The organism is Mycobacterium sp. E1715, assembly GCF_001667625.1.
In the GTDB taxonomy this organism is placed as follows: Bacteria; Actinomycetota; Actinomycetes; order Mycobacteriales; family Mycobacteriaceae; genus Mycobacterium.
On sequence record NZ_LZJJ01000157.1, the window covers coordinates 1 to 12562 of the forward strand.

General features: G+C 69.4%; 16 protein-coding genes and 1 tRNA gene. 11 read left to right on the plus strand and 6 right to left on the minus strand.

The genetic code is table 11. The annotated features are described in order from the left end of the window. Positions 1–800, minus strand: an 800-nt coding sequence (locus A9X03_RS08650) for an ATP-dependent DNA helicase (protein ID WP_156746508.1), incomplete at its 3' end; no start/stop codon positions are given. An 18-nt stretch (positions 801–818) separates the two neighbouring features. Continuing rightward, positions 819–2132, minus strand: a complete 1314-nt coding sequence (locus A9X03_RS08655) for a nicotinate phosphoribosyltransferase (RefSeq protein ID WP_068260597.1) — start codon at positions 2130–2132, stop codon at positions 819–821. 67 nt (positions 2133–2199) lie between these two features. On the opposite strand from A9X03_RS08655, the gene clpS reads away from it, so the two are divergent. The 5 genes from clpS to murI are packed head-to-tail and all read left to right on the plus strand — an operon-like array spanning position 2200 to position 5698. Continuing rightward, positions 2200–2505, plus strand: a complete 306-nt coding sequence (gene clpS, locus A9X03_RS08660; RefSeq protein WP_067757852.1) for an ATP-dependent Clp protease adapter ClpS — start codon at positions 2200–2202, stop codon at positions 2503–2505. Positions 2506–2530: 25 nt separating this feature from the next. Further along, entirely contained in the window at positions 2531–3112 is a 582-nt protein-coding gene (locus A9X03_RS08665; RefSeq protein WP_068260599.1) for a DUF2017 domain-containing protein, read from the plus strand. Beyond that, a complete protein-coding gene (locus tag A9X03_RS08670) occupies positions 3109–4170 on the plus strand; it encodes a P1 family peptidase (protein ID WP_068260602.1) in 1062 nt (353 codons plus the stop codon). Before A9X03_RS08665 ends, A9X03_RS08670 begins: the two co-directional genes overlap by 4 nt. Before the next feature lie 35 nt (positions 4171–4205). Then, complete coding sequence (locus A9X03_RS08675) at positions 4206–4886, plus strand: rhomboid family intramembrane serine protease (protein WP_082970978.1); 681 nt, start codon at positions 4206–4208, stop codon at positions 4884–4886. Then, positions 4883–5698: a glutamate racemase gene (gene murI / locus A9X03_RS08680; protein WP_068260605.1), complete on the plus strand. Its 816-nt coding sequence runs from the start codon at positions 4883–4885 to the stop codon at positions 5696–5698. Before A9X03_RS08675 ends, murI begins: the two co-directional genes overlap by 4 nt. On the opposite strand, the gene A9X03_RS08685 is transcribed toward murI, so the two are convergent. Continuing rightward, a complete protein-coding gene (locus A9X03_RS08685; RefSeq protein ID WP_068260608.1) occupies positions 5695–5967 on the minus strand; it encodes a hypothetical protein in 273 nt (90 codons plus the stop codon). The genes murI and A9X03_RS08685 overlap by 4 nt on opposite strands. A 74-nt stretch (positions 5968–6041) precedes the next feature. Here A9X03_RS08685 and A9X03_RS08690 point away from each other — a divergent pair, with 74 nt between their 5' ends. From A9X03_RS08690 to rdgB, 3 genes are read left to right on the plus strand one after another with little or no spacing between them, the layout of a single operon-like run. After that, complete coding sequence (locus A9X03_RS08690) at positions 6042–6824, plus strand: cyclic nucleotide-degrading phosphodiesterase (protein WP_068260611.1); 783 nt, start codon at positions 6042–6044, stop codon at positions 6822–6824. Between the two features lie 24 nt (positions 6825–6848). Next, complete coding sequence (gene rph, locus A9X03_RS08695) at positions 6849–7628, plus strand: ribonuclease PH (protein WP_067757838.1); 780 nt, start codon at positions 6849–6851, stop codon at positions 7626–7628. 44 nt (positions 7629–7672) lie between these two features. After that, a complete protein-coding gene (gene rdgB, locus A9X03_RS08700; RefSeq protein ID WP_068260614.1) occupies positions 7673–8278 on the plus strand; it encodes an RdgB/HAM1 family non-canonical purine NTP pyrophosphatase in 606 nt (201 codons plus the stop codon). A gap of 55 nt (positions 8279–8333) precedes the next feature. Here rdgB and A9X03_RS08705 read toward each other — a convergent pair whose 3' ends face one another. Both A9X03_RS08705 and A9X03_RS08710 read right to left on the minus strand, forming a co-directional pair. Beyond that, positions 8334–8684, minus strand: a complete 351-nt coding sequence (locus A9X03_RS08705) for a DUF3817 domain-containing protein (protein ID WP_067757833.1) — start codon at positions 8682–8684, stop codon at positions 8334–8336. Next, on the minus strand, positions 8681–9061 hold the full coding sequence (locus A9X03_RS08710; RefSeq protein ID WP_068260617.1) for a hypothetical protein: 381 nt from the start codon (positions 9059–9061) through the stop codon (positions 8681–8683). The genes A9X03_RS08705 and A9X03_RS08710 overlap by 4 nt, the downstream gene beginning before the upstream one ends. 86 nt (positions 9062–9147) lie before the next feature. Here A9X03_RS08710 and A9X03_RS08715 point away from each other — a divergent pair. Both A9X03_RS08715 and A9X03_RS08720 read left to right on the plus strand, forming a co-directional pair. Continuing rightward, positions 9148–9234, plus strand: a tRNA-Leu gene (locus tag A9X03_RS08715). A 43-nt stretch (positions 9235–9277) separates the two neighbouring features. Next, positions 9278–9616 (plus strand): hypothetical protein, encoded by a 339-nt coding sequence (locus A9X03_RS08720; RefSeq protein ID WP_197696039.1) that lies wholly within the window; start codon positions 9278–9280, stop codon positions 9614–9616. Here the strand turns inward: A9X03_RS08720 and A9X03_RS08725 are convergent. Next, positions 9613–10038 carry a thiol-disulfide oxidoreductase DCC family protein gene (locus A9X03_RS08725; protein ID WP_067757829.1) on the minus strand — a complete coding sequence of 142 codons (426 nt, stop codon included), beginning with the start codon at positions 10036–10038 and terminating at the stop codon, positions 9613–9615. The genes A9X03_RS08720 and A9X03_RS08725 overlap by 4 nt on opposite strands. Before the next feature lie 156 nt (positions 10039–10194). Between A9X03_RS08725 and A9X03_RS08730 the strand changes: the two genes are divergently transcribed. Then, positions 10195–12562 (plus strand): ABC transporter ATP-binding protein/permease (locus A9X03_RS08730; RefSeq protein WP_068260620.1); only part of this gene is annotated, 2368 nt, incomplete at its 3' end.

The window sequence follows — 12562 nt, forward strand, 5'->3', positions numbered from 1 at the left end:
GCGGCCGGCGTCAGCTCGGCGGTTGCCACCGAGGTCACCCGGTCGACCAGCTCGTGGGCCTCGTCCACCACCAGCAACTCGTGCTCGGGCAGCACGGCCGATTCGGCGACGGCGTCGATGGCAAGCAGCGCGTGGTTGGTCACCACGATGTCGGCGGCGCCGGCCCGGCCGCGCGCCCGCTCGGAGAAGCACTCGGCGCCGAACGGGCAGCGTGCCACGCCCAGACATTCGCGCGCCGAAACGCTGACCTGGGACCAGGATCGTTCTGGCACACCGGGTTTCAGGTCGTCGCGGTCGCCGGAGTCCGTGGTCGACGCCCAGGCGGTGAGGCGTTGGACGTCGCGGCCCAGGGCGGTGGCCGCCATGGGATCGAAGAGCTCCTCCTGCGGCCGGTCGCCGGTGTCATCCTCGGCCTCGGCGCCGCCGTTGTGAATCTTGTTCAGGCACAGATAATTTCGGCGACCCTTGAGCAGCGCGAATTGCGGGCGGCGGGGGAGCGCATCGGCGAGCGAATCGATGAGCCTGGGCAGATCGCGATCGACGAGCTGGCGCTGCAGCGCGATGGTCGCCGTGGACACGACGACGGGCGAGTCGTCGTCGATGGCACGGACGATCGCCGGCACTAGGTAGGCCAGCGACTTTCCGGTGCCGGTGCCGGCCTGCACGACCAGATGCTCACCGGTGGCGAACGCCCGCGTGACGGCGTCGGCCATCTCGAGCTGGCCGCTGCGCTCACTGCCGCCGAGCGCGGCCACGGCGAGGGCCAGCAACTCGGGCACGGACACTTCGGACGTGGCTATCCTCTTTGCTCTTCGGTGCTACGGGCGGGCGGCGGGGATCTGCGTCGTCGGGATCGCGGGCTCGCCCTGCGACAGATTCAAACCCTCCCACGGCAGACTGCGCAGCCCGGAAGCTACCAGCTCGCGCGCCGCGGCCACATTCGGTTTGGCCACCACGTCGCCGCCGCGCACCAGCGGGACCGTCAACGCCCGATACGGTTCGGTGACCGAGGGCGGGCGGCCGGCGGGATACACCACTTCTTCGGTGACGGTGCCCGACGAGCGGGTCAGGCGCAGCGCCTCCTTGCGACCGCCACGGGATTCCTTGTGGCTGCTGCGCTTCTGCACCGGCATGCCGTCCACTTCGACCAGCTTGTAGACCATGTTCGCCGTCGGTGCGCCCGAACCCGTCACGAGCGACGTGCCGACGCCGTAGCTGTCGACCGGTTCGGCACCCAATGCGGCGATGGAGAACTCGTCGAGGTCGCCGGAGACCACGATCCGGGTCCCGCTGGCGCCCAGCCGGTCGAGCTGGTCGCGGACCTGGCGGGTCAGCACGCCCAGCTCGCCGGAGTCGATGCGCACCGCCCCGAGCGCCTCCCCGGCGGCGGCCACGGCGTTGGCCACGCCGGCGGTCACGTCATAGGTGTCCACCAGCAGGGTGGTGCCGACGCCCAGCGCGTCGACCTGAGCGCGGAACGCGGCCAGTTCGGTCACCTCGGCGGGTTCGCCGCTCGCGTGCAGCATCGTGAACGCGTGCGCGGAGGTGCCCTCCGCGGGGATGCCGTATCGGCGCTGGGCCTCGAGGTTGGAGGACGCGGCGAAGCCGGCGATGTAGGCGGCGCGCGCCGCGGCGACCGCGGCGTGCTCGTGGGTTCGCCGTGAACCCATATCGATCAGCGGGCGGTCCCTGGCCGCGCTGACCATCCGCGCCGCCGCCGACGCGACCGCCGTGTCGTGATTGAAGATCGACAGCGCCAGTGTCTCCAGCACGACGCACTCGGCGAACGTGCCGGTCACCGACAACACGGGCGAACCGGGGAAGTACAGCTCGCCTTCGGCGTAGCCGTCGATGTCACCCCCGAAACGGAAATCCCGCAAGTAGCGCAACGTATCCGGATCGAGGAATTCGCCCAGCAACTGGCACGCCTCGTCGCCAAAGCCGAATTGCGGCAACGCCTCGAGCAGCCGCCCCGTGCCGCACACCACGCCGTAACGGCGGCCGTCGGGCAGCCGGCGTGCGAACAGTTCGAAGGTCGTCGCGCGGTCGGCGGTGCCGTCTCGCAGCGCCGCCGCCAGCATCGTCAACTCGTACTTGTCGGTTAGCAGCCCAGTTACGACCGGGTCATTCATTCCATAACGGTATCGGCTGCCGTCGGGGGCTCGGAAACCTCACGTCACCCTCGGTATCGTGTAGGCCATGGTTGTAATGTCAGCGCCCGCTAAGCCGGGCACTACAGGACAACGCGAGTCCGCCCCGTTAGACGTCACGGCGAGTCCGTGGGTCACGATCGTATGGGATGACCCGGTCAATCTGATGACCTACGTGACGTATGTGTTCCAGAAGTTGTTCGGCTATAGCGAGCCGCACGCCACCAAGCTCATGTTGCAGGTACACAACGAGGGCAGGGCGGTGGTGTCGGCCGGTAGCCGGGAATCCATGGAAGTCGACGTCTCCAAGCTGCATGCCGCCGGGTTGTGGGCGACGCTGCAGCAGGACCGGTAATCGGCGAGGGCCCCGGCGATTACCTGTGCGCAAATGGAAGCGCGTCGAGACCGCGGACGGTCCCCGTTTTCGGTCCGCGCTGGCGGCTCACGAAGCCGCCCTGCTGAAGAACCTGGCAACGGCCATGGTCGGGTTGCTCGACGAGCGTGAGTCCTCCACTCCCGCAGACGAACTCGAGGAGATCACCGGCATCAAGACGGGAAACAGCGAACCGCCGAAGGATCCGACCCTGCGCCGGCTGCTGCCCGATTTCTTCCATCCGGACGACGCTGATCCGTCCGGCCCCGACGCCGCGGAGAGCCTGAACGCCGCGCTGCGCAGCCTGCACGAGCCCGAGATCATCGACGCCAAACGTCTTGCCGCGCAGCGGTTGTTGGATACGGTTCCCGATGGCGGCGGCCGGTTCGACCTGAGCGAGGAGGACGCGAACGCCTGGGTCGCGGCGGTCAACGACATCCGGCTGACGTTGGGGGTCATGCTCGAGGTCGGGCCGCAAGGACCGGAGCGCCTGCCCGCCGACCACCCGCTGGCCGTGCACTTCGACGTCTACCAGTGGCTGACCGTCCTGCAGGAATACCTCGTTCTGGTGCTCATGGGGCCCCGATGAGCCTCGATGGCGGCCGGACGGACGCCATCACCGACGTCGGGGGCATCCGCGTCGGGCACCACCAACGACTCGACCCCGACGCGACCATGGGCGCCGGATGGGCCTCCGGCGTCACCGTCGTGCTGACACCGCCGGGGACCGTGGGCGCGGTCGATTGCCGCGGCGGTGCGCCCGGCACGCGGGAGACCGACCTGCTCGATCCCGCCAACACCGTCCGGTACGTCGACGCGGTCTTGCTCGCCGGCGGCAGTGCCTACGGTTTGGCGGCCGCCGACGGCGTCATGCGCTGGCTGGAGGAGCGCGAGCGCGGCGTGACGATGGGCGGCGGTGTGGTGCCCATCGTGCCCGGCGCGGTGATATTCGATCTGCCGGTCGGCGGCTGGGACCGTCGCCCGACGCCGGAGTTCGGCTACCTGGCCTGCGAAGCCGCCGACGTTGCGGGGGCGCCGGCCGTCGGGAGCGTCGGCGCGGGCGTCGGGGCGCGGGCCGGGGTGCTCAAGGGCGGCGTCGGGACCGCCTCGACGGCGCTGCCGTGCGGGGTGACCGTCGGCGCGGTGGTCGTGGTGAACTCCGCCGGCGACGTCGCCGACCGGGCTACCGGCCTGCCGTGGATGGCGGACTTGGTAAGGGAGTTCGGGCTGCGGCCACCGCCGGCGGAGCAGATCGACGCCTTCGCGCAGTTGCCCACCGCGGCGAGCCCGCTGCAGAACCCGCTCAACACCGTCATCGGGGTGGTGGCGACCGACGCGGCGCTCAGCCCGGCCGCGTGTCGCCGCGTCGCCGTCGCCGCCCAGGACGGACTGGCCCGCGCCATCCGCCCGGCACACACCCCGTATGACGGCGACACGGTCTTCGCGCTGGCGACTGGGGCGGTCGAGGTGCCGCCGACGGCAGACTCGCCCGCCTCGTTTTCGCCGGAGATGCGGCTGGCCGCGGAAGTGGGTGCCGCGGCGGCCGACTGCGCGGCGCGGGCGGTGCTGGCCGGCGTGTTCGCCGCGGATTCGGTGGCGGGGATACCGACCTACCGGGGCGTGTTGTCGGGTGCGTTCGCCCCATGACGGACTCGCGCCGTCGGCGCCGGTAACCTGCAGCTATGGGTAAGACGACCCCGAAGGGACGTCCCGGCGCACCGGCGGGCCAGGCGAAGCGGCCCACGTGGATGGTGGGCGGGGCCACGATCCTGACCTTCGTCGCGCTGCTCTACCTCATCGAGCTCATCGATCAGCTGACTCGGCATTCCCTGGACGAAAACGGCATCAGGCCGCTCGAGGCCGACGGGCTGTGGGGGATCGTCTTCGCCCCGGTCCTGCACGCCAACTGGCAGCATCTGATGGCCAACACGATCCCGCTTCTGGTGCTGGGCTTCCTGATGACGCTGGCCGGGCTGAGCCGGTTCGTCTGGGCCACGGCGATCGTGTGGATCCTCGGTGGTTTCGGCACCTGGCTGATCGGCAACGTGGGCAGCTCCTGCGGGCCGACCGATCACATCGGGGCCTCCGGCCTGATCTTCGGCTGGCTGGCCTTTTTGCTCGTGTTCGGGATCTTCGTGCGCAGGTTCGCCGACATCGCGATCGGATTGGTGGTGCTGTTCGCGTACGGCGGCGTGCTGCTGGGCGCCATGCCGGTGCTGGGCAGGTGTGGGGGCGTGTCGTGGCAGGGTCACCTCTGCGGCGCCATCGCCGGTGTCATCGCCGCGTATTGGTTGTCCGCACCGGAACGCAAGGCCCGCGCGAAGAGGAAAGCCGGCGCCATGACGCCGCGCCCCCAGACATGAGCTCGCCGTTGGCGCCCGTCGGGATCTTCGATTCCGGCGTCGGGGGACTGACCGTCGCGCGGGCCATCATCGACCAATTGCCCGACGAGGACATCGTCTACGTCGGCGACACCGGCCACGGACCATACGGTCCGCTCACCATTCCCGAGGTCCGCGCGCACGCGCTGGCGATCGGCGACGACCTGGTGGGCCGCGGCGTCAAGGCGTTGGTGATCGCCTGCAACACGGCGTCGGCGGCGTGCCTGCGGGACGCCCGCGAGCGCTACGACGTGCCGGTCGTCGAGGTGATCCTGCCGGCGGTGCGCCGCGCGGTCGCCACGACGCGCAACGGTCGCATCGGTGTCATCGGCACGCGGGCGACCATCAACTCGCACGCCTACCAGGACGCGTTCGCCGCCGCCCGCGACACCGAGATCACCGCGGTGGCCTGTCCGCGCTTCGTCGACTTCGTCGAGCGCGGTGTCACCAGTGGCCGCCAGGTGCTCGGGCTGGCGGAGGGCTATCTGGAGCCGTTGCAGCGCGCCCAGGTCGACACCCTGGTGCTCGGCTGCACGCATTACCCGCTGCTGTCCGGGTTGATCCAGCTGGCGCTGGGCGAGCACGTGACGCTGGTGTCCAGCGCCGAGGAAACCGCCAAGGAGGTGCTGCGGGTGCTCACCGAGCGCGACCTGCTGCGCCCGCATGACGCGCCACCCGCGACCCGGGTCTTCGAAGCCACCGGCGACCCCGAGGCCTTCACCAAGTTGGCGGCCCGGTTCCTGGGTCCCGCGGTCACCGGTGTGCAACCCGTTCACCACGTGCGGATCGACTAATGCGGTTGATGGCGACCCACTTCGCCCGGCTTCGCCGCGCTCGTGATCGCCATGTGCGGTTGATGGCGACCCACTTCGCCCGGCTTCGCCGCGCTCGTGATCGCCATGTGCGGTTGTTGGCGACCCACTTCGCCCGGCTTCGCCGCGCTCGTGATCGCCATGTGCGGTTGTTGGCGACCCACTTCGCCCGGCTTCGCCGCGCTCGTGATCGCCATGTGCGATTGATGGCGACCCACTTCGCCCGGCTTCGCCGCGCTCGTGATCGCCATGTGCGGATGACGAGATTCTCATCAAATGAATGCGGCGATGTTTTCGTCACGGTCGCATCGGGCATGGCACAGTAGTGTCCGTGCGAATAACCGTGCTCGGCTGCTCGGGCAGCGTGGTGGGGCCGGATTCGCCCGCGTCGGGATATCTGCTCCGGGCACCGGACACTCCGCCGATGGTCATCGACTTCGGCGGCGGTGTATTGGGCGCGCTGCAGCGCTACGCCGATCCCGCCTCCGTGCACGTGCTCCTGTCGCACCTGCACGCCGACCACTGCCTCGATCTGCCCGGCCTGTTCGTGTGGCGGCGCTACCACCCGTCCCGCCCCGACGGCAAGGCGTTGTTGTACGGCCCCGGCGACACCTGGTCCCGACTGGGCGCCGCCTCGTCACCGTATGGCGGCGAAATCGACGACTGCTCAGACATTTTCGACGTTCGGCACTGGGTCGACGGCGAAACGGTGACCTTCGGGTCGCTCACGGTGACGCCGCGGGTGGTGGCCCACCCGACGGAGTCCTACGGCATGAGGATCACCGATTCCACCGGCGCTTCGTTCGTCTACAGCGGCGACACCGGCGTGTGTGACCAGTTGGTCGAGTTGGCTCGCGACGCCGACGTCTTCCTCTGCGAAGCCTCCTGGACGCACTCGCCGGACCGGCCGCCCGCCCTGCACCTGTCGGGCACCGAGGCGGGCAGGACCGCGGCGCAGGCCGGCGTTCGCGAGCTGTTGCTCACCCACATCCCGCCGTGGACGTCGCGTGAGGACGTGATCAGCGAGGCCAAGGCCGAGTTCGACGGCCCCGTCCACGCGGTGGTGTGCGGCGAAACGTTCGACATCCGCCGCTCTGAAAGGGTCTGAGCGCCCCGCGTTAGGGTTGGCGTCGTGACCAGAAGAGAAGACGGCCGCCTCGACGACGAGCTTCGACCCGTAGTCATCACCCGCGGATTCACCGACCACCCGGCTGGGTCGGTGCTGATCGAATTCGGCCACACCAAGGTCATGTGCACCGCCAGCGTCACCGAGGGGGTGCCGCGCTGGCGCAAGGGGTCGGGTCTGGGGTGGCTGACCGCGGAGTACGCGATGCTGCCGTCGGCCACCCACACGCGCTCCGACCGCGAAGCGGTGAAGGGGCGCCTGTCCGGGCGCACCCAGGAGATCAGCCGGCTGGTCGGGCGCTCGCTGCGGGCCTGCATCGACCTGGCGGCGTTGGGGGAGAACACCATCGCCGTCGACTGCGACGTGCTGCAGGCAGACGGCGGCACCCGTACCGCCGCCATCACGGGCGCCTTCGTCGCGCTGGCCGACGCCGTGACCTACCTTGCCGCGGCCGGCAAGCTCTCCGACCCCCGGCCGCTGTCGTGCGCCATCGCGGCGGTCAGCGTCGGGGTGGTCGACGGCCGGATCCGGGTGGACCTGCCCTACGAGGAAGACGCGCGGGCCGAGGTCGACATGAACGTCGTCGCCACCGACACCGGAACCCTCGTGGAGGTGCAGGGGACCGGCGAGGGGGCGACGTTCCCGCGCTCGACGTTGGACAAGCTGCTCGACGTGGCGCTGGCTGCCTGTGACAAGCTGTTCGCCGCCCAGCGCGAGGCGCTGGCCCTGCCGTACCCGGGCGAGCTCCCCGAGGGGGCTCCGCCGCCGAAGGCGTTCGGCAGCTGACCGGGTCAGATGATGCTGACCCGCGGTGCCCGGCTTCGCCGCGGTTGCGATCATCGCGGCTGCTGGTCGCCAGCCGCAACCGCAAAAAGCTTGCCGAACTGCGCCGGGTGCTCGACGCGGCCGGGCTGACGGGGTTGACGTTGGTGTCTTTGGACGACGTGCCCGCCTTCGCGGAGGCGCCCGAGACGGGCGCCACTTTTGAGGACAACGCGTTGGCCAAGGCTCGCGATGCGTTCGCCGCGACGGGCTTACCCGCGGTGGCCGACGACTCCGGTCTGGAGGTGGCCGCGTTGAACGGGATGCCCGGCGTGCTCTCGGCGCGCTGGTCGGGTAACCACGGCGACGACGCCGCCAACACCGGGCTGCTGCTGGCGCAGTTGAGCGACGTGCCCGACGACCGGCGCGGCGCGGCCTTCGTCTCCGCCTGCGCCCTGGCCGGGCCGTCCGGGGAGGTCGTCGTCCGCGGCGAGTGGCCCGGGACCATCGCGCGGGAACCGCGGGGCGGCGGCGGTTTCGGCTATGACCCGGTTTTCCTTCCGGCCGGGTCCGACCGCACCGCGGCGGAGCTCAGTCCCGAGGAGAAGGACGCGGTCTCGCATCGCGGCCGCGCGCTGGCGTTGCTGGTGCCGGCGCTGCGCGAGTTGGCCTAGGCGTCCGCCCGCATCGTGTGTCGCGCGGTCGAGCGGCTCCCGTGGCGGATGAGGTCTACAAGTCGAAGCGGGCCTTCACGTCCCTGGTCTGGACTTGCTCGACGATGATCCCCAGCAGCGGGATGGTGCCGGCAAGGAGGACACCGATCGTCTTGGGTATTGGCCAGCGGACCTTGACGGCCAGATTGAAGGCGGTCAGGACATAGATGAAGTACACCCAACCGTGCACCACTTCGATCCAGCGGATCTCGTGGTGCAGGACAAGGTGCGAGACGATCTCGTAGCACAGTGCGATCAGCCAGAGCCCCGTCGCCCACGCCATGACCCGGTAGCCGAGCAACGCGCTGCGGATCTTCTCCACGGGGAATGCCGACGCCTGAGGTCCAGGTGTCTCCGGTGTGGTCATGCGGTGGTCCTGTTCTGCTTTTGGGTGTCTTGTTTGGCAAGCTCGGCCAGGTAGGCGTTGTACTCCGCCAGCGCGGGATCGTCGGACGGCTGTTGCATCGGCTTGGGGCGTTCGGGCAGCAAGCCGGAGGGTAGCTCGGTGAGTTCGGTATCGCGCCGAGGCTCGGGCGGCATCTCTTCGTAGCGCACGTATTTGCGGTATGCGTACACGCAGAACCAGGCGAACAGCGGCCACTGCAGCGCATAGCCGAGGTTCTGGAACGTGCCGGAGACAGACTGGAACCTGGTCCATTGCCACCAGCCCAGCGCCAGGCAACCGCACGCCGCGACGATCACCAAGGCGATCAGGGCGGGCCTGCGACGACGCGTAGTGGACACCCCTTGACGGTACCGCTCACGACTTGGCTCCGACGAATACGTCGAGGCGCGCCGGTCCCCGCACTGAGCGGTACGATCGGCACGCTGCGGGCGTGGTGGAATTGGCAGACACCCCGGCTTTAGGTGCCGGTGCTCGAAAGAGCGTGGGGGTTCGAGTCCCTCCGCCCGCACCATCTGTTCGCCTTCGGCAGGCGTTAAACCCTCCCTGCGGGGTACGTGCAATGCACGGGACACCAGGGAGACGCCATGGCCATCGGAAACGACGAAACAGTTACCGCCAAAGATGTCGAGCGAGCCGAACGACGGGCCGCGGAGGCGCGGGAACGCGCCGCGCATGCCGGGCTCTCGGCCGCTCGCAGCTTGGAGGAATCGGCCCTGCAGCACGAACGAATCGCGCGGGTCCAAGACCGCAGCGTCGAACAACGCGTGTCTGACGTGGGTGCACACCAGAAATCGGCAATTCACCATCGCGAGTTCGCGGCCGAGGACCGCAAGCTGGCCGAGCTGAAAAGGAGTGAGTCCGAGGCCGACCTGGCCCTCGACGCGGACTACTAGGCCTGCAGAAAGCGGGCACGAACCTCCGGCGGCGGCAGCGGACACGTGTCGTATTTGCCGAAGATGCGATAGCGAACGTCCGCGATCCGGTCGTAGAGCCAGTCGCGCAGGGGAGCCGGGATGATGCGGGCGGCCCCGAGCAGCTTCCACGGACCACCAAGGTAATCCACCACGCGCAGGGCGGCCGCGGACCGGACGGCGACGCGTTCTCCCGGCTGTTCGGGTTCGTCGACGAACACCACCGAGTCCACGTCTTTGACGGCCGGGTGCCGGGCAAAGACCTCCTGGGCGAAATCGCTGTCCAGGGGCGCGAAGCGCAGCGTGCCGTGGGGATCGAACCGAAGTATCGTCCGCACCGCTGAGTTGCAGACGCCGCAGACCCCGTCGTAGAGCAACACCGGCGGAACCGATTCACCGCTCACACGTCCAGGCTACCGATCGACCCCCGGCAGCCCGAGTTTGACCTTTGGTAAGGCAACCCTTAGTTTGTGGCGGTAACGTATTCAGCGGAGGTTCCGTCCGGCCGGCCGCTCCTGAAGTCCGTCGCGAAGCCTCAGCGCCGCGGGAAAGGACCGCCGATGGCACGCGGGTTCCAGGGCGTGATGTTGCGCAGCTTCGGCGCTCGCGACCACACCGCGACGGTGCTCGAAACCGTCCAGATTGCACCGCATTTCGTGCGGGTGCGGATGGCGTCGCCGACACTGTTCGAGGACGTGGATGCCGAACCCGCCGCGTGGCTGCGGTTCTGGTTTCCCGACCCCGACGGATCCAACACCGAGTTCCAGCGCGCCTACACCATCTCCGAGGCCGACGCCACGAACGGCCGATTCGCGGTCGACGTCGTGCTGCACGAGCCCGCAGGCCCGGCGTCGAAGTGGGCGCGCACCGTGGAACCCGGCGCGACGATCGCCGTCATGGCGCTGATGGGCTCGTCGCGCTTCGACGTGCCACCCGAGCAGCCGGCCGGCTACCTGCTGATCGGTGACTCGGCGTCGATCCCCGGCATGAACGGGATCATCGGAGTCGTCCCCAACGAAGTGCCGATCGAGATGTATCTCGAGCAACACGACGACCATGACGTCCTGATCCCGATCGCGCCGCACCCCCGTCTGAAAGTGCACTGGGTGGCCCGCCGCGACGAGAAGTCCCTTGCGGCGGCGATCCATAACCGCGACTGGTCCAACTGGTACGCGTGGGCCACACCCGAGGCCACGGTCCTCAAGCACGTCCGCACGCGGCTGCGCGACGACTTCGGTTTTCCCAAGTCGGAGATTCACGCCCAGGCCTACTGGAGCGCCGGCCGGGCGATGGGCATCCAGCGCGGCGACGAGCCCGCATCCGTGAATGAGCCCGCACACGAGCAGGTTTCGCCGCCAGGACCGACCTCGCAGACGCCCGCCCCCGCAGCGCGCGGCCACTGGCGCGCTCAGGGGGCCGGCCGGTTGCTCGCGCCGTTGCGCTCGGCGCTGATTCTTTCCGGGGTGCTGCAGGCCGTCATCACCATGGTGCAGCTGGCGCCGTTCGTCCTGCTGGTCGAGCTGGCCCGCCTGCTGGTCACCGGGGCGCCCGCATCCCGACTCTGGAACGTCGGGATCGCGGCCGTTGCGCTGCTGGGAACGGGCGCCGTCCTCGGCGCGGCGCTCACGCTGTGGCTGCACGTCGTCGACGCCCGGTTCGCCGCCGACCTGCGGTCGCGGTTGTTGCGCAAGCTATCCCGATTGCCACTGGGCTGGTTCACCACGCGTGGATCGGGCTCGATCAAGCAGCTGCTGCAGGACGACACGCTGTCGCTGCACTATCTGGTCACCCACGCCATCCCGGACGCGGTCGCGGCGATCATCGCACCGGTGGCGGTGCTGGTCTACCTCTTCGCCGTCGACTGGCGGGTGGCGCTCGTGCTGTTCCTGCCCGTGCTGGTGTACCTGGTGTTGACGTCGTCGCTCACGATTCAGTCGGGCCCGCGCATTCCGCAATCGCAGCGCTGGGCCGAGAAGATGAGCGGCGAGGCCGGCGCCTACCTGGAGGGCCAGCCGGTGATCCGCGTCTTCGGCGGCGCGGCCGCCTCCAGTTTCCGCCGCCGCCTGGACGAATACGTCGAATTCCTGGTCTCCTGGCAGCGGCCGCTCGCCGGCAAGAAGACGCTGATGGACCTGGTCACCCGGCCCTCCACCTTCTTGTGGCTCATCGTGCTCACGGGCACCCTGCTCACCGTCACCGGGCGGATGGATCCGGTGAATCTCGTGCCGTTCCTGTTGCTGGGCACCACATTCGGGGCACGCCTGCTGGGTATCGCGTACGGAGTGGGCGGCATCAGCGCCGGCATGCTGGCCGCCCGGCGCCTGCAGAACACACTCGACGAGCCCGAACTCGCCGTGCGGCCGCAAGACGGGTCCGGGGATCCGTCGGCGACGGTGGTGTTCGACGACGTCAGCTTCGGCTATCGCCCGGGCGTCCCGGTGATCCGCGACGTGTCGCTGACGCTGCGGCCCGGCACCGTCACCGCCCTCGTCGGCCCGTCCGGGTCCGGCAAGTCCACGCTGGCCGCCCTGCTGGCCCGGTTCCACGACGTCGAAGAGGGCGCGATACGCGTTGGGGGGCAAGACATCCGGTCGATGACCGCCGATGAGCTCTACGCGAAGGTCGGCTTCGTCCTGCAGGAGACGCAGCTGGTGCACGGCACCGTCGCCGAGAACATCACGCTGGCCGTCCCGGATGCCGCCGCGGCGCAGATTCAGGAGGCGGCGCGCCAGGCCCAGATCCACGACCGCATCATGCGATTGCCGGACCGCTACGACACGGTGCTCGGCGCGGGAACGGGGTTGTCGGGCGGGGAACGGCAGCGGTTGACGATCGCGCGGGCAATCCTGGCGGACACCCCGGTCCTGATCCTCGACGAGGCCACCGCGTTCGCCGACCCCGAATCGGAATACCTTGTGCAGCAAGCGC

Bases quoted from the DNA above. Each gene is read 5' to 3' on its own strand.
- A9X03_RS08655 (WP_068260597.1), bottom strand. From the start codon at position 2,132: ATGAATGACCCGGTCGTAACTGGGCTGCTAACCGACAAGTACGAGTTG.
- clpS (WP_067757852.1), top strand. From the start codon at position 2,200: ATGGTTGTAATGTCAGCGCCCGCTAAGCCGGGCACTACAGGACAACGC.
- A9X03_RS08670 (WP_068260602.1), top strand. From the start codon at position 3,109: ATGAGCCTCGATGGCGGCCGGACGGACGCCATCACCGACGTCGGGGGC.
- A9X03_RS08675 (WP_082970978.1), top strand. From the start codon at position 4,206: ATGGGTAAGACGACCCCGAAGGGACGTCCCGGCGCACCGGCGGGCCAG.
- murI (WP_068260605.1), top strand. From the start codon at position 4,883: ATGAGCTCGCCGTTGGCGCCCGTCGGGATCTTCGATTCCGGCGTCGGG.
- A9X03_RS08685 (WP_068260608.1), bottom strand. From the start codon at position 5,967: ATGGCGATCACGAGCGCGGCGAAGCCGGGCGAAGTGGGTCGCCATCAA.
- A9X03_RS08705 (WP_067757833.1), bottom strand. From the start codon at position 8,684: ATGACCACACCGGAGACACCTGGACCTCAGGCGTCGGCATTCCCCGTG.